The sequence below is a fragment of the Paenibacillus sp. PCH8 genome (genome assembly GCF_002968835.1).
Lineage (GTDB): Bacteria > Bacillota > Bacilli > Paenibacillales > Paenibacillaceae > Paenibacillus.
This window is the reverse complement of record NZ_PKQK01000007.1, coordinates 173083-194564: the sequence shown is the minus strand read 5'-3', so window position 1 is coordinate 194564 and position 21482 is coordinate 173083. Positions and strand designations below refer to the sequence as shown.

At 44.1% G+C, this 21482-nt stretch carries 19 protein-coding genes; 16 read left to right on the top strand and 3 right to left on the bottom strand.

The window, feature by feature from the left end:
• Positions 1-156: 156 nt before the first annotated feature.
• The 4 genes from typA (at position 157) to C0Q44_RS27645 (ending at position 4304) form a co-directional block, all read left to right on the top strand.
• Positions 157-2001, top strand: a complete 1845-nt coding sequence (typA, locus tag C0Q44_RS27660) for a translational GTPase TypA (RefSeq protein WP_105410356.1) — start codon at positions 157-159, stop codon at positions 1999-2001.
• Positions 2002-2303: 302 nt separating this feature from the next.
• Positions 2304-2600, top strand: a complete 297-nt coding sequence (locus tag C0Q44_RS27655; RefSeq protein ID WP_047843765.1) for a YlaH-like family protein — start codon at positions 2304-2306, stop codon at positions 2598-2600.
• A 91-nt stretch (positions 2601-2691) separates the two neighbouring features.
• On the top strand, positions 2692-3753 hold the full coding sequence (locus C0Q44_RS27650) for an LCP family protein (protein WP_105410355.1): 1062 nt from the start codon (positions 2692-2694) through the stop codon (positions 3751-3753).
• Between the two features lie 98 nt (positions 3754-3851).
• Positions 3852-4304, top strand: a complete 453-nt coding sequence (locus tag C0Q44_RS27645) for a pyridoxamine 5'-phosphate oxidase family protein (RefSeq protein ID WP_105410354.1) — start codon at positions 3852-3854, stop codon at positions 4302-4304.
• A gap of 7 nt (positions 4305-4311) precedes the next feature.
• On the opposite strand, the gene C0Q44_RS27640 is transcribed toward C0Q44_RS27645, so the two are convergent.
• Entirely contained in the window at positions 4312-4968 is a 657-nt protein-coding gene (locus C0Q44_RS27640) for a YhcN/YlaJ family sporulation lipoprotein (RefSeq protein WP_105410353.1), read from the bottom strand.
• A 220-nt stretch (positions 4969-5188) separates the two neighbouring features.
• Here C0Q44_RS27640 and C0Q44_RS27635 point away from each other — a divergent pair, with 220 nt between their 5' ends.
• The gene (locus C0Q44_RS27635; protein ID WP_105410352.1) at positions 5189-6523 is read left to right on the top strand and encodes a PhoH family protein; all 1335 of its coding nucleotides are present in this window, start codon (positions 5189-5191) and stop codon (positions 6521-6523) included.
• Positions 6524-6746: 223 nt separating this feature from the next.
• The gene (locus tag C0Q44_RS27630) at positions 6747-8015 is read left to right on the top strand and encodes an ABC transporter substrate-binding protein (protein ID WP_105410351.1); all 1269 of its coding nucleotides are present in this window, start codon (positions 6747-6749) and stop codon (positions 8013-8015) included.
• Between the two features lie 2 nt (positions 8016-8017).
• On the opposite strand, the gene C0Q44_RS27625 is transcribed toward C0Q44_RS27630, so the two are convergent.
• A complete protein-coding gene (locus tag C0Q44_RS27625; RefSeq protein WP_105410350.1) occupies positions 8018-9097 on the bottom strand; it encodes a hypothetical protein in 1080 nt (359 codons plus the stop codon).
• 186 nt (positions 9098-9283) lie between these two features.
• Positions 9284-9520, bottom strand: coding sequence for a DUF2626 family protein (locus C0Q44_RS27620; RefSeq protein WP_105410349.1), 237 nt, complete (start codon positions 9518-9520; stop codon positions 9284-9286).
• A 314-nt stretch (positions 9521-9834) separates the two neighbouring features.
• Between C0Q44_RS27620 and C0Q44_RS27615 the strand changes: the two genes are divergently transcribed.
• The 10 genes from C0Q44_RS27615 to mraZ all read left to right on the top strand — a co-directional run bounded on the left by C0Q44_RS27615 (position 9835) and on the right by mraZ (position 21469).
• Positions 9835-10485 carry an RsfA family transcriptional regulator gene (locus tag C0Q44_RS27615; RefSeq protein ID WP_105410348.1) on the top strand — a complete coding sequence of 217 codons (651 nt, stop codon included), beginning with the start codon at positions 9835-9837 and terminating at the stop codon, positions 10483-10485.
• A gap of 148 nt (positions 10486-10633) precedes the next feature.
• Complete coding sequence (locus C0Q44_RS27610; RefSeq protein ID WP_258166589.1) at positions 10634-11575, top strand: ketopantoate reductase family protein; 942 nt, start codon at positions 10634-10636, stop codon at positions 11573-11575.
• Between the two features lie 17 nt (positions 11576-11592).
• Positions 11593-11967 carry a DUF3397 domain-containing protein gene (locus C0Q44_RS27605; protein WP_105410347.1) on the top strand — a complete coding sequence of 125 codons (375 nt, stop codon included), beginning with the start codon at positions 11593-11595 and terminating at the stop codon, positions 11965-11967.
• 153 nt (positions 11968-12120) lie between these two features.
• Positions 12121-13818, top strand: coding sequence for a peptide ABC transporter substrate-binding protein (locus C0Q44_RS27600; protein ID WP_105410346.1), 1698 nt, complete (start codon positions 12121-12123; stop codon positions 13816-13818).
• A 190-nt stretch (positions 13819-14008) separates the two neighbouring features.
• Complete coding sequence (locus C0Q44_RS27595) at positions 14009-14941, top strand: ABC transporter permease (RefSeq protein ID WP_105410345.1); 933 nt, start codon at positions 14009-14011, stop codon at positions 14939-14941.
• 47 nt (positions 14942-14988) lie between these two features.
• A complete protein-coding gene (locus tag C0Q44_RS27590; RefSeq protein ID WP_374955164.1) occupies positions 14989-15870 on the top strand; it encodes an ABC transporter permease in 882 nt (293 codons plus the stop codon).
• A 17-nt stretch (positions 15871-15887) separates the two neighbouring features.
• Positions 15888-17657, top strand: coding sequence for an ABC transporter ATP-binding protein (locus tag C0Q44_RS31640; protein ID WP_105410343.1), 1770 nt, complete (start codon positions 15888-15890; stop codon positions 17655-17657).
• A gap of 157 nt (positions 17658-17814) precedes the next feature.
• Positions 17815-19446: a bacillithiol biosynthesis cysteine-adding enzyme BshC gene (gene bshC / locus C0Q44_RS27580; RefSeq protein WP_105410342.1), complete on the top strand. Its 1632-nt coding sequence runs from the start codon at positions 17815-17817 to the stop codon at positions 19444-19446.
• 47 nt (positions 19447-19493) lie between these two features.
• Positions 19494-20759, top strand: a complete 1266-nt coding sequence (locus C0Q44_RS27575) for an adenosylhomocysteinase (protein ID WP_105410341.1) — start codon at positions 19494-19496, stop codon at positions 20757-20759.
• A gap of 272 nt (positions 20760-21031) precedes the next feature.
• Positions 21032-21469: a division/cell wall cluster transcriptional repressor MraZ gene (mraZ, locus tag C0Q44_RS27570; RefSeq protein WP_017687291.1), complete on the top strand. Its 438-nt coding sequence runs from the start codon at positions 21032-21034 to the stop codon at positions 21467-21469.
• Positions 21470-21482 lie beyond the last annotated feature (13 nt).

Below are 21482 nucleotides of genomic sequence, written 5' to 3'. Positions count from 1 at the left end.
AGCGAAATATCTTGATTTTTACCTATGATCAACTATAATATAAGGGATATAGACATGCGTCGGGATATCGCCGACGCTTATTTTGTGAGTAACCTGCGAATTTGCGGGAAGTTTAGTAGATAAGAATTGAAATTGGAAAGGATATGGATACAAACCATGCATTCAAGAGAACACATTCGCAATATTGCGATTATTGCCCACGTCGACCACGGAAAAACAACGCTAGTCGACAAGTTGCTCCAGCAATCCGGTACTTTCCGTGATCACGAAACGGTACAGGAGCGCGCAATGGACTCCAACGATTTGGAGCGTGAACGCGGTATTACGATTTTGGCCAAAAACACGGCTATAACTTATAAAGATTACCTGATCAACATTGTGGATACACCAGGACACGCCGATTTCGGTGGTGAAGTTGAACGTATCATGAAAATGGTTGACGGCGTATTGCTCGTTGTTGATGCTTATGAGGGCTGTATGCCACAAACGAAGTTCGTACTTCGTAAAGCACTGGAGCACAACCTGACACCAATCGTTGTTGTTAACAAAATTGACCGTCCAGCGGCACGTCCGACTGAGGTTATTGATGAAGTATTGGACCTGTTCATTGAACTGGGTGCCAACGATCAACAACTTGAATTCCCTGTTGTATATGCTTCCGCATTGAACGGAACATCCAGCATGGAGAATGATCCTGCTAAACAAGATGATAACATGATGGCAATCTACGATACCATCGTTAGTCATATCCCTCACCCAACTGAGAAAGTTGAAGAGCCACTACAATTCCTCGTCACTTTGATGGACTACAATGAATACCTTGGCCGTATTGCCATTGGTCGTGTTAACCGCGGTGTGATCCGTCAAGGACAATCGGTAACGGTTATCATGCGTGATGGTAAAAGCAAAACTGCACGTATCGAAAAACTGTTTGGTTTCCAAGGTCTCAAACGTGTTGAGACAGAAGAAGCAGGAGCAGGCGACATCGTTGCGATTGCAGGGATCAAGGACATCAACATTGGTGAAACCATCGCTGATCCGAATAACCCAGAAGCATTGCCGGTTCTGAAAATTGATGAGCCAACTTTGCAAATGACGTTCCTCGTGAACAACAGTCCATTTGCAGGTCGTGAAGGTAAATGGGTAACTTCCCGTAAACTGCGCGAGCGTTTGTTCAAAGAATTGGAAACAGACGTATCTCTTCGTGTTGATGAAACAGATAGCCCAGATGCATTTGTCGTTTCCGGACGTGGTGAGCTTCACTTGGGTATCCTGATTGAAAATATGCGTCGTGAAGGATACGAGCTTCAAGTATCCAAACCAGAAGTTATCGTAAGAGAAATCGACGGTAAGAAAATGGAGCCGGTTGAGCGCTTGTTGATTGACATCCCTGAAGAAAGCATGGGTTCCGTCATGGAGAGCCTGGGCGCACGTAAAGCAGAGATGGTTAACATGGTCAACACAGGTAGTGGTCAAGTTCGTCTGGAGTTCTTGATTCCAGCACGTGGTTTGATCGGATATAGCACAAACTTCCTGACATTGACTCGTGGTTACGGTGTTATGAACCATGCATTTGACAGCTACGCTCCAGTAGTATCCGGTCAAGTGGGTGGACGTCACCAAGGTGTACTGATCTCAACTGAAACGGGTATATCTACGTTCTATGGAATGATGGGTGTTGAGGATCGCGGTACGCTCTTCTTGGAGCCGGGAACTGAAATCTACGAAGGTATGATTGTTGGTGAACATACACGTGACAATGATATCGTTGTTAACATCTGCAAAGAAAAACAATTGACTAACGTTCGTTCTTCTGGTAAAGATGATACGGTTAAAATCAAAACTCCGATCATCTTCTCGTTGGAACAGGCGCTTGAATATCTGAATGAAGATGAATATTGTGAGATTACTCCGAAATCTATTCGTCTTCGTAAGAAGATCTTGAACAAATCCGAGCGTGAACGTTCAGAGAAACAACGCAAAATGGCTTCTAAAGCCTAATTACAACAAAATAAAATATATAAGTTAACGTTTGATGGAACACGTATGCACCATTGGCGTTAATTACAACCCACTAAAGTAGTGGAGGATACGGAATCGATTCTGTAGGAGCGAAGCGTTCGCCTTTATCCCCGGATTTTACCATTGAGAAATGGATCAAAAAAATCTGGGGATAACAGCGACCGAAAGAACGATCCGAATCCGAAACGGTCACATGCAGAGCTTTGTAATTAATGTTGTTGGTGTGCTCCATCAACAATTGACTTATATCCAAGCATGAACACGAAAGGAGCTGCCACTGCATGCAAGCATGGTTCGCATCAAACCCGATCGTAGCCTACATCGTCATCTTTGTATTGATTACTTACGTGTATAACAAGGTGTTTCGGGTACGTCAGAAATTACCGCTTGGTAAGGAGATCGTTCTCTATATATTGATGGCGATGGGCACATTCATGCTTCTTATTTTTCAGATCGACAAGCTTCCCATCATTCAATGTTTGTTGGTGGCGGTTGGTTTGATGTTGTTAGTGAGAGTGCGTTATTTTATTGAAGGTCGTCAAAAGAAAAAAGCGGAAGCTGCCGCTCGAAACTCATAAAATCCTGTCTTGTACAGACCATCCGTTTTCCTTAGGGAAAGCGGTTGTCTTTTATTCAGACAAAAACAGATGTGATAAAGGTGTTGAAGATATGAACTCGAATTCGAACGGACTTCCTCCACGGAGACAGGCACCGACGCAATCCGGAGCTTCTGGATCAAAGAATGGTAAGGGCAAGCAACCTAAGAAGAAAAAGAGAATGAATGCTTTTGGCAGAATTCTTCTAAGTCTATTGGTTATTGCCATTGTGGTGGGCGGCGGATATGCGTATTGGGTATATAATCAGGTCGTAGATACAGGCATCGACAAACCGGTACCTCCGGGCATGTCAGCCACAACCAAACCGATAACGATGCTGTTGCTTGGTACAGATAACCGTCCTGAAACAGGCACGTATCTCTCGGATGTAGTCATGGTTGCTTCGTTGAATCCGGTGACCAAGACGGCAACCATTGTATCTTTGCCACGAGACACGCGTATTCAGCTGGATGGGTACAAAGCCAACAAGCTGAATTCCTATTATCCAAGATTCAAAGCACAGGAAAAGACCTCTGGCAAAAATGCAGAGGATCAGATGAGAGAAATGATGGGCAAGTATTTGGGTGTGGATATTAATTATACAACCGTCCTGAATTTCCAAGCATTCCGTGATGCAGTCAATGCCGTAGGTGGCGTGGATGTGACTGTGGATAAAAATATGTGTTATAGAGATACAGCTGACGGTACCGATATCAATCTGGTTGCAGGCGCGCAACATCTGGATGGTAAAAAGGCACTGGATTTTGTTCGATACCGCAAATCGAATTGTGACCCGAAGACAGCTGAATCCAATGACTTTGATCGTAACAAACGTCAAAACCAAGTGTTGAACTCCATGCTGGATCAGATGAAGTCTCTTGGGGGTATTACGAAGATCAGCAAAGTGATTGGTGCAGTTGACGATAACATGACGACAGATGTGGAATCGGAGCAAATGAAAAACTTTATTTCGACATATTGGAACATTTCCACCTCGGATGTGCACTATACTCCGGTTACCGGAGAGTGGAGAAGTCCATATGTGTATATTAATGAGACGGAGCTGGCCAATGCGAAGCAGGCTTTGCAAGATACATTGTCAGGTAAAGTAACAACTTCAACATCAGGCGAATAACATCCATTCTTTTGGGATTGGAAGCACGCCAATCGGTATGCTATAATAACATAAACCAAGTTTAAAGAATTGCATAAAGAAGGTTAGGGGCTGGTTGAATGTCCGAAGCCGTCACACAATTAACTGAATCTCTTCTTCAGCAATTCAAGAATGAGACCTTTGTGCTGCTAAGCACAGTGGATGTGGAATCCGGAGGTCCGACGTCCACAGCAATCTCCTGGATCTATGCGGAGAATGCTTCTACTTTTCGTGTGGCGATTGATCATCGTTCGCGTCTAGTGAACAATATGATCACTAATCCGCTCATTACGGTGACTGTCTTTGGAGAAGAGATGGTGTATGCGGTAAACGGACGTGCTTCGGTACGACAAGATCCGCTACAGGATGTTCCATTTAATATGTGCTGTTTCGACATCACGATTGAAGCGGTGAGGAATGCCCTGTTTTACGGCGCTCAACTGTCCTCTGTGCCTCAATATGTCAAAATATATGATCAGCGTGCTGCTGAGAAATTAGATGAGCAGGTATTTGCTGCCATGAAAAAAGCCTAGTGAGAAATCACTGGGCTTTTTGTTGTCTTTTGTCAGACGAATGCGGTTGCTGCATTTGTTGTTTCTGCTGAACATGTTCATCGGGATTTTGACGGACTTTGACGTCCTTGGGTAGTTGGGGAATAATTCTTCCAACCATGTCAGCGAGTTCAGAAGCAAAACCCGATATCGGGTGTCCCTGGCGAATGTGTTCACCAATTTCTTTAATTCGCTCGGTAACATCAGCGTCAGCAGTTACAATGGAATCCAAACCTTCGGGATCTTTGCGAAGAGCTTCAGCAACAGAGTACTTAATCGTACCTACCCGGGCTCGTTCAAGCTCGCCATCTACATCAATACCAACAACGGCAGTATTACCAAGAATAACGCAGTTGGCATCCTTGACACCTTCTACTTGCTTGGCAAGGGCTTTAAGGTGGTTGATACGTTTCTCATTAGGCATCCGGCCATTCTCTGTATCATCTGCGATATTCAAGTCATGGACCTCACCGGTGTTTTCGTTGAATTGATCCAGACGTGAAGGGTTCCTCCGATCTTGCTGAGTTGTTACATTTCCTCCGTATCCTTTCGCGTGAGTCCCCGGATTCGGTGAAGCGTTCCGTGAAGAAGTGTTACAGCCTGTAAGTATACAGATCAGAAGCAGCGTACACACCCTTATTTTCATAAATGTTCATCCTTTCTTGGAGTTTTTCAGAATGGTTGACAATTATTTTGTCCTAGTCGAATACATTTATGTATGGGAGCATGATTGTCCATGCCGCTGCTGAAAGATCACACGATCAAGATGAACTCGGGAATGAAGGGAAGCGGACTGTTTTAATCCGACATTCCCGAGTTCACGTACCAGCCCATGCCTTTAACGACGCCGCTTTGGAGGGGATTGAATGAAAAAGATTTTTGTATTGGATACCAACGTGCTTCTGCATGACCCCAATGCCATATTTGCCTTTGAAGAACATGAGGTAATCATTCCCGCGGTTGTACTGGAGGAGATCGACTCCAAAAAAAGAAATGCTGATGAAATTGGGCGTAATGCCCGCAATGTATCCAGACTGCTGGATGGATTGCGTGAACTGGGTCACCTGCACAGTGGTGTACCTCTAGCCAATGGAGGCAATCTGAAGGTGGAGTTAAATCATCGAAGTTTTGTGAAAGTTCAGGAAATGTTTGGTGAAGTGTCCAATGATAATCGAATTCTGGCTGTCGCGCTGAATTATCAGAATGAGGAAAATGAGAAAGAGGTTGTTGAACGTCAGGTGGTTCTGGTCAGTAAAGATGTACTTGTTCGTATTAAAGCGGACGTACTTGGTCTGTTCACACAGGATTACTTATCCGATCGGACGGCAGGACTCAGTGAATTATATCCTGGCTATACAGCCTTAAAGGTTCATCCATCCGTAATTGATGAGTTTTACACATATCGCTTTTTACCGATCAAACCGTTACAGTTGTCCTATTCGTTGTATCCGAATGAATTTGTTATCCTTAAAGATGAGATGGGCACCAATAAATCTGCCTTGCTTAAAGTAAACACTGAGGGAACGAAGCTGGAGCCGCTTTTTCTCAGTAATGATAATGTATGGGGGATTAGCGCACGCAACGCGCAACAGCGTATGGCACTGGAACTGCTATTGAATGATGACATTCCGTTAGTTACCATTACTGGTAAAGCCGGAACAGGGAAAACGTTACTGGCGCTGGCAGCTGGCCTCCTCAAAGTAGAAGATGATCATAAATATAAGAAATTGCTGATTGCTCGTCCTGTCGTTCCAATGGGCAAAGATATCGGGTACTTGCCTGGTGAGAAGGAAGAAAAGCTCCGTCCATGGATGCAGCCGATCTATGATAATCTGGAGTTCTTGTTTGACACCAAGAAATCTGGAGACATTGATAAAATATTGATGGGCCTCGGTAGTATCCAGGTTGAAGCACTAACGTATATCCGTGGAAGATCGATACCCGGACAGTTTATCATTATTGATGAAGCTCAGAACTTGTCACGTCATGAAGTGAAGACGATCGTATCAAGGGTCGGCGAAGGAAGTAAAATTATTTTAATGGGGGACCCTGAGCAGATTGATCATCCTTATCTCGACTCAGCGAGTAACGGACTGACGTATATTGTGGAACGATTTAAGCAAGAGGGGATTAGTGGACACATTATGCTTGAAAAAGGAGAACGCTCCAAGCTGGCCCAACTTGCTGCTGATTTGCTATAACCTCATTATGGATATATTTCCCGGAAAATGTTCTATTCTAAGCTGGCTCCTGGAGCCAGCTTTTTTGCTGAAAAATGAATAACGTGTTATAACACAGAACTCGATATGCTTTGGGTATGCAAAAAGCTGGAAAAGTGTTTTTTGGCAGGGTAGGACAAGAGCACTACTTATTTGTTACAATAATTGTTGCAGGAAAAAACGAAGTGGGCGAGGAGGGACGTTAATGAAGCGTAGACATCAGGTTGTGTTGTTCGCGGTACTGCTGCTTTCTTTAACGATCCTGTCTCCGAGTTTTGACTTCAGAGGTTCACAGCTTAATCAGGAACGCGACCAGGAAAAGGATACGTTCCCAGGTGCATCTTCCCGTAATGAAGATGCTCAAGCTCCGCTGGAGATTGTAGTTGCATTGACGGATGAAGAGTTTCAAGTTTTTCAAAAGATAGCCAAAGAAGTTGCAGCCTCAAAGATGGTTGAGATTAATCTTCGGAATGTGAAGCCAGATACATATAAGGGTGTGCTCGATCTTGAATTTTCACTAGGAGAGAACGGCGATGTTGTTCTGCTAGATAGTGAGGAAGTCCAATATTATGCTAAAAAGGGGAATTTATATCCGTTGAACGGTACGACTTTATCAAAGTCGCTGGGAGAGACGGTTGCCGGGCTCCGTGGAATGACAGAGTGGAATGGATATCAATGGGGTATGCCTTTTGATTTTGACCCATATATTCTGGCTGGACAGTCTTCATTTTTGAAGAAAGTTGGTCTGGAGACGTTACCTCACAGTAAGGAGCAGTGGACCGAACTAACTCAACAAGCCATCGCGGATGGAATCCCTCTAATCGCAATGAACATCAATGATGTATACGCAGCGAGCGCGTGGTTGAATCAGTTTGAGCCGAGAATGGGACCGGATGAAGTAAAGAGATCGCAGGTTTCTTCGCAAACGGCAGGACTTCAACAGGGGATTCAGTTAATGGATCAGATTCAACCGCATATCATGGTTCAGTCTAGCCATCCCGTATTCTCTCCTATTGTAGACCAGAAGGGAACACCGATGGTTGTGTCCTTGTTATCTCAGCTGTTAGGTGCTAATCGAGACCGTATAGATGATAAAGATCCATTTGAGCAGATCTCTTTCGAAACCTTGGAATCCGTCAACTCCAGAAGTTTTGTCATTACTGCCGGTTCGGTTGAAGCAGAAGAGGCCAGCAGATGGATTGAAGGCATGACGTCCGCTGCAATACAGGTAAAATGGTACCAGCAGGCTAACCATATGCCCGCAAAGCAACAGGAACTGGATCTGGAGTCTCAGAAGCTCGCGGGACATTATCATATGAACAAGGGAGAATCCTGGTTTTCATCCGAATATGTTCAGGCCGTAGCTGCCGAAAGTCACGCCGTTATCACTTATTTTCATAAGATAGTGCAACAATTCATAACGGGAGAAATTACAGCTAATCAATACGTAGATAGCATTAGAACGATGAACTAACACTAAAATGATATAGCCAACTGTACTTCCAGTACCCCTTCACTAGTAGAAACATCGGTTGCTTTGACGAAGGACAGAATTTTCTGTGGATAGAACCCGAGGTCAAACTCTCGTTCCAACATTCGACGGGTCGTGTCTGGTAATTCAAGCTGATTAAATACGAGTTTGTCTACATGAAAACGAATGGAATTTTGAGGTTCATTCTCAACCGTATAATGTCCTTCAATGCTTAATTGCAACTGATCACGTTGACCCGAAGCAGTAATCTTATCCTCGTTGAATTGAAAGGCAAAGTCTTCAAAAATGGAATTTTGCGACCGTAGAAACGCGTTAAGTTCATCCTGTCCAATTCGAATGGTATATGTCGTTCCGGTAGTGGATATCCCTCCGTTTTGCTTTTGAATAAAATCGGGCAGGTTCTGCATAGCAGACGCCAATGCTTTGAAATATCGCTTCACTTCATAGATGCCGATATTCTCCCAGTAAAGGGTCAATTCATCCATCAGTTTTTGAATCGCTGCCGCATCTCCGCTGGTGGCTACTTGCTCATCCATTTCTTTTTGCAATCCCACTACACGCTCCCGCTGGTTTTGAAGATTCGTTTTCATTTCCGATAATTCTGCTGTAGTTTGGCGAATCTGAGTAGAAGTCTGTTGCAGACTGTGGTAATGGTCTTGATACTTGTCCAGTACAGCCTGATCCCTGCCGATGATGATCTGATAATAATCATATAGTACGAACAGGTCTTTCCATGACCTTGCTCCCAGAACCGTCATCAGAAGACTGTCACGTTCCCCAGTGTAGTAGGACCTCACCACTGCTCCAGCCCGGTCTTGCTGAGTATGTATCTGCTCTTCCTGTTCCATAAGTTGTATGGATAATGTCTGGTGTTGTTGAGCCAGCTGCTTCTGCCTATCCGCAATGCGCTCGATCTCATGATCAATTTCGACGATGGATAGACTTTTTTGCAATATTTCACGTGTACCCTCAGGGGAAGACTCTACATAGGCATAGGTTGAGGGTAGCTGGATGAATAAAACGATGCATAATAAAAAGACGGCAATGCCATATTGACGTTTCACCGATCATTCTCCTTTCCACTTCCTAAATGACAATCGTACAGGCTTGTTGTCTTCCAGACAATATATGAAACAAATACGTGAAATATCCTTAGTGGTTACATAACACCACGAACACCGATCATGCAATCTGAAAACAACAAAAAAGCAACCCGACTGTTGCCGGATCACTTTGCTGCTGCAGGTGGATTAGAGCGGCAAATCCATCTGGAATACGGTCCAGTAACTGAACCCCGAGAATGTCACGATCATATAACCCCAGAAGAGCAATATGTACGTTCGTTCGGTGAATTTCAAGTATCCCAAAATGACAAAAAACGCAGTCTGCAGGAAAAAAAGAAAAGCCATTTCGACCAGATCTCCCGCAAAAGCCATCAGGCCAATCGCAAGCGTGAAGAACCCGAGTACCCGAAACATGCGTGCCACGGTAAATCCTCCTCTCCTATGTACGATCATAGATTGTCTAAACAACATTATACCGGGAAAGGAAAAACGTGTAAACAAATTTGGATATGAAAGCGAATTCTTTTTTTCTCTAAAGCAATAGAAAAGGGAGTTGTTTTACATATGTCACGTATGAGCAAGCCTAAATGTGGAAATACATTTTAGTATGAAATCAATTCTATGAACTCTATGAGAGGCATAAGAATGAATGAAGCAGCTTTTATACCTAATTCACATACCGGGTTCCCGGTAATGCGGACGGTTATTTTAGGATGTTGTTAGGAGGGTATTATAGCATGACTGCAGTGAGACAGGATGCTTGGAGCACAGAGGACGATTTGATTTTGGCGGAAGTTACTTTGCGTCACATTAGGGAAGGAAGCACCCAGCTCGCTGCTTTTGAAGAGGTCGGCGAAAAAATAGGCAGAACTTCTGCCGCATGCGGTTTTCGCTGGAACAGTTGTGTGCGTAAAAAGTATGAGTCTGCGATCAGCAACGCCAAGGCACAACGGCAAAAACGAAGCTATCTCAGAAAGCAGCCGGCTATGCTTGGACCACAGGTTGCAGCATTGTCTACACTGGATACCGAAGAGCATTTGTACAAAGCAGATGGTATTTCGGAAGATTCATTATCCATGGATGCAGTAATCCGCTTCCTGCGACAATGGAAAGGAACGGTGCAGGAGAGCAGTCGTCAGCTCAAAATGCTGGAGAAGGAGCTTCGGGAGAAGGAAGATGAATTACTCGAACTGCGCTGCGAGAATGATCGTCTCTCCAAGGAAGTGAATGAAGTACAGACGGATTACCGTGTGGTGAATGACGATTACAAAGCTTTGATTCAGATTATGGATCGTGCTCGCAGACTCGCATTTTTGTCCGAAGAAGAAGAGGAACTCAAAACACGTTTCAAGATGGATGCCAACGGGAATCTGGAACGAATTGAATAGTAAGAACAGGCGTTTGATTTGCAAAAGTCAGATATGGACCCGCCACACCTCCGTTACGTAACGGCAGGTATGACGGGTTTTTAGTTTGCTGTTTTTGTTCTATTATAGATAGATACGAGCTACTACTGAAGCGGAGAGGGGGTAGCACATGATCATTGATATCATAGGCGCAGGATCACTGGGCCTTATGTATGGCGGGAAGCTGCAGGCGGCAGGTAATCATGTCCGATTTTGGACCAGAACATCCACTCAGGCACAACTCTTGAGCCAGGATGGGGTAACCATCGTTGAAAGAGACGAGGAGATACATATTCTACCGGACCAGATACAGGCGAGATCCGTTAACGAGCTAACTGACACATGGGAGCGAATGCCCGGAGAATGGTTACTGCTAATGGTTAAGCAGACAAGTATTGATGATTTCATTCGTGAAATTAGTCAATGGAAAGATCGTATGCTCAATATTGCGTGTTTTCAAAATGGGATGGGTCATCTGGAGAAACTGCAAGCTGCTTTGCCGCATTCGCTCATATGTAGTGCGATAACAACGGAGGGTGCGAAGCGGGTTCTAAATCATGTCCACCGTGCGGGTGCGGGCGAAACCAGGCTAGGCGCACATACAATACACACCGAAGCTTCTATCTCAATAGAGAGTAAGGAAATATTTAATCTATCAGGACTTTTGCAGCAGGCAGGATTTGACTGTACAGTGTCGAATGAAATCGATAAGCTGATATACAGGAAGCTGTTGATCAATGCGGTTATTAACCCACTTACAGCTTTATGGCGAATTCCCAACGGTGAATTGATCATCCAAGAAGATCGTGTGAGGTTGATGCGCCAGTTATATGAGGAAGCCTTGGTTGTCTACTCAGCGAATGGCATAAGGTTAGATGAGGATATGTGGGAACAACTGATGACAGTCTGTCGTTCCACTGCCTCGAATACTTCCTCTATGCTCGCAGATGTTCTACAGGGACACGGTACAGAAGTGGGATCGATCAACGGACAGATTGTAAAGATGGCACAGAAATCAGGCCGATCTGCACCGACACATGAAATACTGCTTCATCTGATTGAAGGAATGTAAGCGGAAGGAGTGAATTAATGGGACTTTTTATTGTGTTGAGCATACTACCCTTTTTTCCGTTCTTTCTTGTATATTGGGGCATGTATGTATGGAAAAAAGACAAGCCTACAGCATTGCGGATGGCAATGGATGTAACAACATTTTTTCTTGTGTTTTCAGTATCGGCGTTATTCAACTTAACATTTGATTCAAATTTTGGTTTTTATCTGACATTAATACTCATACTAATAGCGCTTGGATTCATCGGAGGAGCGCAAAATAGACTAAAAGGCAAGTTCAATGGGGGTAGAATGTTCCGGGCCGTATGGCGCATGGCTTTTATTATCATGAGTTTTGGGTATGTTTTGTTTACTTTATTTGGATTATTTAGATACTTCATGAAACAGATGTGAGGATACATAACGCAAAAGGGCTAAAAAATGTGTCGATTTTGTCGAATACTGAAAAAAACATTACTTTCTGAAAAAGTAATGTAGATTTTTTTGACCGGTGGTTGTATAATCTATAAACATATAAACCATATCAATTTAGGGGGAACGTGTTAGATGAAAAGGAAAAGTCTATTAGTCCTTTTGACGCTGATTTTGGCGTTCGGTACCGTACTTGCAGCGTGCGGATCGAAAAACGAAGGCACAGGTAACACCGATACTGGTTCTGCAAGCGAAGGAAATGGTCTTGCTAAAGATCAAATCCTAAAGATCAACCTTTCCGCTGAACCTCCTACGCTGGACCCGGCTCAAGCAAAAGACAGCCAAACCAACACGGTTCTGAAGTTCTTGTATGAAGGACTTGTACGCATCGATCCTGATGGTAAAGAAGCTCCAGGTGTTGCTAAAGACTGGACAATCTCCGAAGATGGTTTGAAATATGTTTTCAACCTGAACCCGGAAGCAAAATGGAGCAATGGTGATGCAATCACTGCCGAAGACTTTGTTCGTTCTTGGGAACGTGCTTTGAAACCGGAAACAGCTTCTCCATATGCATACCAATTGTACTACATCAAAGGCGCTGAAGGTTACAACCTCAGCAAAGACGAAACTTACAAAGGTACTAAAGTCACAGACTTCTCTCAAGTAGGTGTTAAAGCTACTGATGTGAACACACTGGAAGTAACGTTGGAAAACCCAACTCCTTACTTCTTGGGTCTGACAGCGTTCTACACGTACTACCCAGTACACAAGTCTGCTGACACCAATGATAAATTCTTCACAGATTACAAAAACATGATCGTTAACGGACCATTTGTAATGGATCAATACGCTAAAGGTCAAAAAATTGTCGTGAAGAAAAACGATGGTTATCATGCAGCATCCGATATTAAATTGGCTCAAATCGATATGTCCCTGACAAACAGCAGTGCTTCCGAACTGCAAGCTTACAAATCAGGACAATTGGATTACACTGGTGCTCCTAACGGTGAAATTCCTTCCGACCAAATTCCTTCTGTAAAAGCGGAATTGCCGGACGAGTTCAAAGCTACTGGTATTGCAAGTACGTACTACTACCAGTTCAACGTAAACGAAGCACCATTTAACAACGTTAAAATCCGTAAAGCATTTGCAATGGCAATCAATCGTCAGTTGATTGTTGACAAAGTAACACAAGGTGGACAAATTCCAGCTTTCGGTTTCGTGCCTCCTGGTATTCGTGGTGAAAACGGCGAGTTCCGTGATGAGCATAAAGACGACTACTTCACTGAAAATGTAGAAGAAGCTAAAGCATTACTTGCTGAAGGTATGAAAGAAGAAGGCTACACAACGTTGCCTGCTGTTACTTTGATCTACAACACTAGTGATGGTCACGCGAAAATTGCTTTGGCGGTTGCTGATATGTGGAAACAAAATCTTGGTGTTGACGTGAAATCCGAAAACCAAGAGTGGGGCGTATTCCTTGAGAATCGTCAAAATCAAAACTTCCAAGTCGCTCGTGCAGGCTGGTCTGCCGACTATAACGATCCGTACAACTTCTTGGAAATGTGGACTACTGGAAACACAAACAATGATTCTAAATTCAGCAACGAACAGTATGACAAAGATGTTAAAGACACTGTAAAATCTGCTGATCCAGCTGCACGTATGGCTGCATTTGCTGACGCTGAGAAAATTCTGATTCAAGATGAAATGGGCGTTATGCCAATCTATTACTACACTAACGTATCTTTGACTAAGCCTTACCTTAAAGGTGTACAACTTGATTTCAGTGGAGCAATTGACTACACTCGTGCATATCTGGAAGAGAAATAAGTTGTTCTGAAGTCTAATATGATTACTTCGGGATATATATGTGGAATTCCATATATATCCCGATTTTTTTGTTTGTGCACCGATTTTCCTTATAATTCTTGAAATTTCCGATAAATGGATTGGACTTTATTTCTGTCTAATTCTACAATCGATTTGTATACAAAATATTGTTTGTGGAGGTGTGCAAGGGTTGGTTAAGTACGTTTTGAAAAAACTACTATTTATGCTGCTATCGCTTTTCATACTCGCATCGATGACTTTCTTCCTGATGAAGGCCATTCCTGGTGACCCTTTTACATCTGAGAAAAAAGTATCACCTGAAATCCGTGCACTCTTGGAAACAAAGTATGGATTGGACAAGCCGATGTATGAACAATACCTGAAGTATATGGGTGGAATTGTAAAAGGGGATTTCGGGGTTTCAATGAAATATTTGAATCGCGATGTAGCCGGAATGATCGGTGAAACTTTCACCGCTTCGTTGAAGCTTGGAGTGTTTGCAATTGTTATCTCCATTGTTGTGGGTGTTTTACTGGGACTTATTGCTGCAGTTTACCATCGTAAACTCATTGATGATGTCACGATGATTCTAGCTGTCATAGGTATAGCTGTTCCGAGCTTCTTGCTTGCGTCCCTATTACAGTATCTTTTTGCTACTAAATTGGGCTGGTTTAACGTTATGGGCTTTGACGGTCCATTGGACTACGTTCTTCCGGTTGCAGCGCTGTCTGCATCTCCGATTGCCTTTATCGCTCGGTTGACGCGTTCGAGTATGCTCGAAGTCTTACACGCCGATTACATCAAAACAGCAAAAGCCAAAGGCCTGAAATGGCCTGCAATTATGTTTAAACACGTTGTAAGAAACGGTATTCTACCAGTAGTAACTTATGTTGGTCCAATGACAGCGAATATCATCACAGGTTCCGTTGTAATTGAACAGATCTTTAACATCGGTGGCATAGGTAAAGTGTTTGTAGAGAGTATCACAAACCGTGATTACACCATGATCATGGGGATTACGATTTTCTATGGTATCCTCCTGATGTTGGCGCGTTTCTTTACAGATATCGCTTACGTGCTGATTGATCCTAGAATTAAGCTGGAAAGCCGGAAGGGGGCATAACGTTGTCTGGCACGAATAATAAAAACAATGAAACGGCGAACACTGACCTGACTAGTCAGGCAGCGGTTAAACCGCAAGAAAGTGTATCCCTTTTTAAAGATGCTATGTACAGACTTGCAACCAATAAGGCTGCAATGATTAGTCTAGGTGTATTGGTTCTTGTCGTGATTTTCTCTTTGATTGGTCCAACTTCTTTGTTTACTAGTTATAATTATTATTCCAATGATTTGATGAATTCCAACGCAGCTCCGAGTGCGGAGCACTGGTTCGGTACGGACGAGCTTGGCCGTGATGTATGGGTAAGAACTTGGGTAGGGGCACGTGTATCCCTTACTGTAGGCTTAGCCGCAGCCTTGATTGACCTTGTTATCGGGGTTGTTTATGGAGCGATCATGGGTTTCTACGGTGGACGTGTAGATGGAATTATGAATAAGTTCTCCGAGATCCTCTATTCCTTGCCTTACATGCTGGTTGTAATTTTGTTGCTGGTTGTATTGGAACCAAGTCTGACAACGATTATCATTGCCCTTACTATAACAGGCTGGATCAGCATGTCATGGATTGTGCGCGGTGAGATTATGCAACTCAAAAACAGAGACTTTATTCTTGCTGCACGGTCCATGGGTGCAAGCACAGGGCGTCAATTGTTCCGCCACTTGCTGCCAAATGCAATAGGACCGATTCTCGTAACATTGACGTTGTCCATTCCGAATGCAATCTTTGCCGAAGCGTTCCTGAGCTTCCTTGGGTTGGGTGTATCTGCACCGAGATCTTCACTAGGTTCCATGATCAACGATGCACTTACTGGCTGGACATTATTCCCTTGGCGGATGTGGTTCCCAGCAGGTCTGATGGTTCTGACAATGCTTGCATTTAACTTGCTCGGAGACGGTCTGCGCGACGCACTCGATCCGAAATTACGTAAATAGAAATAGGAGGTGGGATTATGGAGCCGATTTTAACAGTCAAAGACCTGAGTGTGTCGTTCTCAACGCGCTCTGGTGAATTTGATGCCGTTAAACATGTGAGTTTTGAACTTGGCAAAGGAGAGACGCTGGGGATCGTAGGTGAATCGGGTAGTGGTAAGAGTGTTACCGCCCAAACCATCATGAAATTGATTCCCTCCCCGCCTTCGAAGGTCAAAAGCGGAGAAATTACTTTTCACGGGCAAGACCTGCTGAATAAGACGGACAAGCAAATGGAAGCGATTCGTGGTAAAGATATCGGTATGATCTTCCAAGATCCAATGACTTCTTTGAATCCTACCATTAAAATTGGTAAACAAATTACGGAAGTACTGCGCAAGCATCAGAACATGTCTAAACAAGCAGCGAATAAAGCGGCTTTGGAAATGCTGGAGCTTGTAGGTATCAAGAATGCGGCTATCCGCATGAATCATTACCCTCATCAATTCTCTGGTGGTATGCGTCAGCGTGCTATGATTGCGATTGCTCTTGCTTGTCGTCCATCCCTTCTGATTGCGGATGAGCCGACAACTGCACTAGACGTTACAATCCAGGCTCAAATTCTGGATGTAATGAAAGATATGCAGCAAAAGCTTGGTACGTCGATCATGCTGATCACGCATGACCTTGGTGTAGTAGCGGGTATGTGTGACCGTGTTGTTGTTATGAAGGAAGGCGAAGTTGTTGAAACAGGAACAACTGCCGAGATCTTCAGTAATCCTCAACATCCATATACCATTAAATTGCTGAATGCTCTGCCTCGTCTGGACGAGCCGAAAAAGGAAAAACCAACTCCAGCTGGTATTATCAAAGGTAGCAACAAGCCTCTGGTACAAGTGAAAAACTTGAAACAATACTTTAATCTGGGTAAAGGTAACATTCTCAAAGCGGTCAATGACGTAAGCTTTGATATCTTTGAAGGTGAAACACTTGGCGTTGTAGGTGAGTCCGGCTGTGGTAAGTCCACAACAGGTCGTACTATTTTGCGTCTTTATGAGCCAACTGGCGGAAATGTTAACTTTAACGGAACGGATATCTACAAGTTGTCCCCGCGCAAAATGAAAGAAATGCGTAAAGATATGCAAATGATCTTCCAAGATCCATATGCATCGCTTAATCCGCGTTTCAACGTTATGGATATTATCGGGGAGTCCCTGGATATTCATGGTTTGGCTTCGAGCTCCAAAGAGCGCAAGAGACGAGTGGAAGAGTTGCTTGATCTGGTAGGTTTGAATCCAAGCCATGCACTACGGTATCCACATGAATTCTCAGGTGGTCAAAGACAACGGATCGGTATTGCGCGTGCACTTGCTGTAGATCCTAAATTCATCATCTGTGATGAACCATTGTCTGCACTGGATGTATCCATTCAGGCCCAAGTCGTTAATTTGCTTGAAGAACTTCAGCAACGTCTCGGCTTGACGTATCTGTTTATTGCGCATGACTTGTCCATGGTTAAACATATTAGTGACCGTGTAGCAGTAATGTACATGGGTAAAGTGGTTGAACTGGCGGAAAGTGAAGAACTGTATGCGAACCCTGTTCACCCATATACCAAAACATTGCTCTCGGCGATCCCTGTGCCTGATCCGGAAGTCGAAGCGAACAAGCGTCGCATCTTGCTGCCGGAAGAGCATATGAGTCCGATTCAGAATGGATCTGGTGGTCCTGCGAATGACCCGTACAACCTGGAAAACTCTCAATTAATTGAGGTCTCCAAAGGTCACTGGGTTGCAGAACCTTACGTATAACTGAAATATTAAAGCAATATGCTATTATTTATGTATGATGTACCGCCGACTTATTCGGCGGTTTTTTCTTTTTTTTAGAACCTTTCTTTTGACGAAGCGGCCCTGAATTCGGTACAATCAAGAAAGGCTCTTTGAAGCAGAATAGGAGGCAGACCTCATGAACGGTATTACCGAGGCACTCCGCAGTGGATCAAGACTTGCAGAAGATTATATCTGTTCAAGAGATGCTGCGCGTGGCCTTTACGAGTATGACATTCGCTGGGAATCAGGACTCCATAAACGTGCCGAGTGGCTGGACCAATCGGAAAACACACGTATTGATCGTCGTGATCTGGCAGAGTATTTACGTATATATAATAAACGGGTGAACGATCATGGAGAAGTTCATGCGTCCATCACACGTATTGCAGAACAAGGTGCATTGGTGGTTACAGGAGGACAGCAGAGTGGTCTGCTCACCGGACCACTGTTCGTCATATACAAAGCCGTCAGTGTAGTGGCAGCAGCGCGTGAGGCCGAAGAAAGGCTCCAGCGCCCGGTAGTTCCGGTATTCTGGATCGCGGGTGAAGACCATGACTGGGATGAGGTTAACCATACGTATCTACCTGATCACCAGGGAGATATGAAGAAAATCAAGTTGCAAGGGCGATTCGCAGGAAGAGATTCGGTGAGTAATGTTCATGTGGATACGCAGCAGTGGATGAATGTACTCGAACAGGTAGAGCATCTGTTACCTGATACGATACATAAACCAGGATTGATGAAATGGATCAAAGATATCCACCAATCCAGTTCGAATCTGAGTGATGCATTTGCTCGCATGATATCTGCTCTGTTTGCGAGTAGTGGACTTGTATTAATGGATGCATCAGACCCAGACTTACGCAGATTGGAACAGCCCGTTTTTGAACGCCTGATCCGCAGTAATGACGTATTGCGCAACGCTTATACACAAGGATCTTCACGGGTAGAACAAGCTGGTTATGCCATGCCTGCTGAAGTAGCGGAGGATGGAGCTAATCTGTTCTACATTCATGAAGGAGCCCGTTTGCTTCTGATATTAAAGGATGGCTTGTACGCCGACCGTAAAGGCCTGGTTTCTTTTACAGAGGAGCGTTTGCTTCAGGAACTGGACGAACATCCCGAGCGCTTCAGTAACAACGTATTAACTCGGCCATTAATGCAGGACTCGGTTCTGCCTGTAGCCGCTGTTATTCTGGGGCAAGGCGAAATTGCATATTGGGGTTTGACTCGCGAAGCCTTTCGTCAGTTTGGATTGCAAATGCCGATTTTACTACCTCGGTTGTCCTTTACCATCATGGAAGATACTCATCAAAAACATATGAAGCAATATGGACTTTCCTTTCAAGATGTTCAATATCATATGGAAGACAAGAAGGAACAATGGCTCGCACAGCAGGAGACGTTTCAGGTAGATGAGCAATTTGGTAAAGTTCAGGAATCGTTTCTCGATCTTTATCGTCCATTGCTAGATCAGATCGCAGAGATCCATCCAGGGCTGGAACGGATAGGAGATACCAATTCGGGCAAAATCAGCGAGCAGATGCAATATCTGAAGCAGCAGACCCACAAAGCCATCGAAGATAAACATAATGTAAGTCTAAGGCACTGGAACGGCATTCAGAACGCTCTATTCCCGACGGGCAAACCGCAGGAACGAGTACATAATGCTCTCTTCTACCTGAATCGTTATGGCACCGAGTGGATTGAAGAATTGATTAAGGCTTCAGGTGAATTCCGCGGACAGCACCAGGTTATTGCATTGTAGAGACCTTTATAATAATAGAATAAACATATATACAAGGAGGACATGGAATGACTACACCCGCATTGCAAAACAGTATTGTTAAAGATATGGGGCTCGCTTCTGAGGGTCATCTGAAAATTGATTGGGTAGAAGCTCATATGCCGGTATTGAATCGCATTCGTGGTCAGTTTGAACAAGAACTGCCTTTCAAAGGTCTGAAGGTTGCCATTTGTCTTCATCTGGAGGCGAAAACGGCATACCTTGCGAAAGTCATTCAAGCTGGTGGTGCAGACGTAACGATTACGCACAGCAATCCACTGTCTACACAAGATGATGTCTGTGCAGCATTGGTAGAGGACGGAGTTACGGTATATGCGAAGTACAATCCGGAACCTGCCGAATTCAAAGCACTGCAACTTCGTGCGCTTGAGGTTAAACCGGATCTAATTATTGATGATGGTGGAGACTTCGCTACCATTATTGCATCCGAGCGTCCTGACCTCGCAGCAACGATTCGCGGAGGAGCAGAAGAAACGACAACAGGTATTATTCGTCTGAAAGCATTGGCGAAAGAAGGTCAATTGAAATTTCCAATGGTTGCAGTTAATGACGCTTTGTGCAAATACCTCTTTGATAATCGTTATGGTACAGGTCAGTCTGCTTTTGACGGTATTATCCGTACAACGAATCTGGTGATAGCTGGGAAGAATGTTGTTGTAGCCGGATATGGTTGGTGTGGTAAAGGTGTAGCTATGCGTGCCAAAGGTCTTGGAGCGAATGTTATCGTAACTGAAATTGACCCGATTAAGGCCGTAGAAGCACACATGGACGGATTCCGGGTGATGACGATGGTGGAAGCTGCCAAATTGGGTGATTTCTTTATTACGGTTACAGGTAATAAGGATGTAATTACAGGTGAACATTATGATGTGATGAAGGACGGAGCGATCCTGAGTAATGCAGGGCACTTTGATGTTGAGGTTAACAAACCTGAACTAGCCAAGCGTTCGGAATCCATTCGCACCGTTCGCCGCAACATTGAGGAGTATCGCTTCAAAGATGGACGTAAAATGTATCTTCTTGCCGAGGGACGCCTTGTGAACCTTGGTGCAGCAGATGGTCACCCTGCCGAAATTATGGATACAACGTTTGCTCTGCAGGCTCTTGGTCTGCGATATGTGAGCGAGAACTATGAAAACTTGGGGAAAAACGTGGTTAATGTACCTTATGAGATTGACCAGCAGGTTGCTAGTTATAAGTTGGAAAGCTTGAATATTGCAATAGATGCTTTGTCCACTGAACAAGTGAAATACCTGGATAGCTGGAAGTTCTAAGCAATATCCAATAATTACAAGCTGATAAACAGATTCAAAGCGTTTAGAATAGTTTATTGATGATATGGCTCATGTGCGGGTAGACATACGATTGCCCGTATCCGGGAAAACGTCTTAGATCCTGAGTGACAGGATCTAAGACGTTTTTTGATGTTATAAAATTAAAAAATCAACAATGCAAGAAGGGTTTTGATTTTTTTGTGCGAATCTATTATGCTTAGGTGGTGGAAAGTGGGGCAAAGTGGGAGAAACGGGTGAGGAGTGAGTGGACAATGTTTATGGGGGAGTTCCAACATAGCATTGATGATAAGGGTCGGGTTATTATTCCGGCCAAATTCCGCGAATCTCTGGGACCATCTTTCGTTGTCACACGGGGTTTGGACCAGTGTCTTTTCGTGTACCCCATGGAGGAGTGGGGGGTCATGGAACAGAAGCTCAAAGCACTGCCATTGATGAAATCAGATGCACGTGCGTTTACCCGGTTTTTTTTCTCGGGTGCAACCGAATGTGAACTGGACAAACAGGGCAGGGTAAATCTGCCGGGCAATTTAAGAGAGTATGCCAAGCTGGACAAGGATTGTGTTGTCCTTGGTGTGTCGAACCGAGTGGAGATTTGGAGCAAAGGCATATGGGAGAGTTATTTCAATCAATCCGAAGAAGCATTCAACGACATTGCCGAAAAGCTGGTCGATTTTAATTTTGATTTATAAAGTCAGGAGGGGT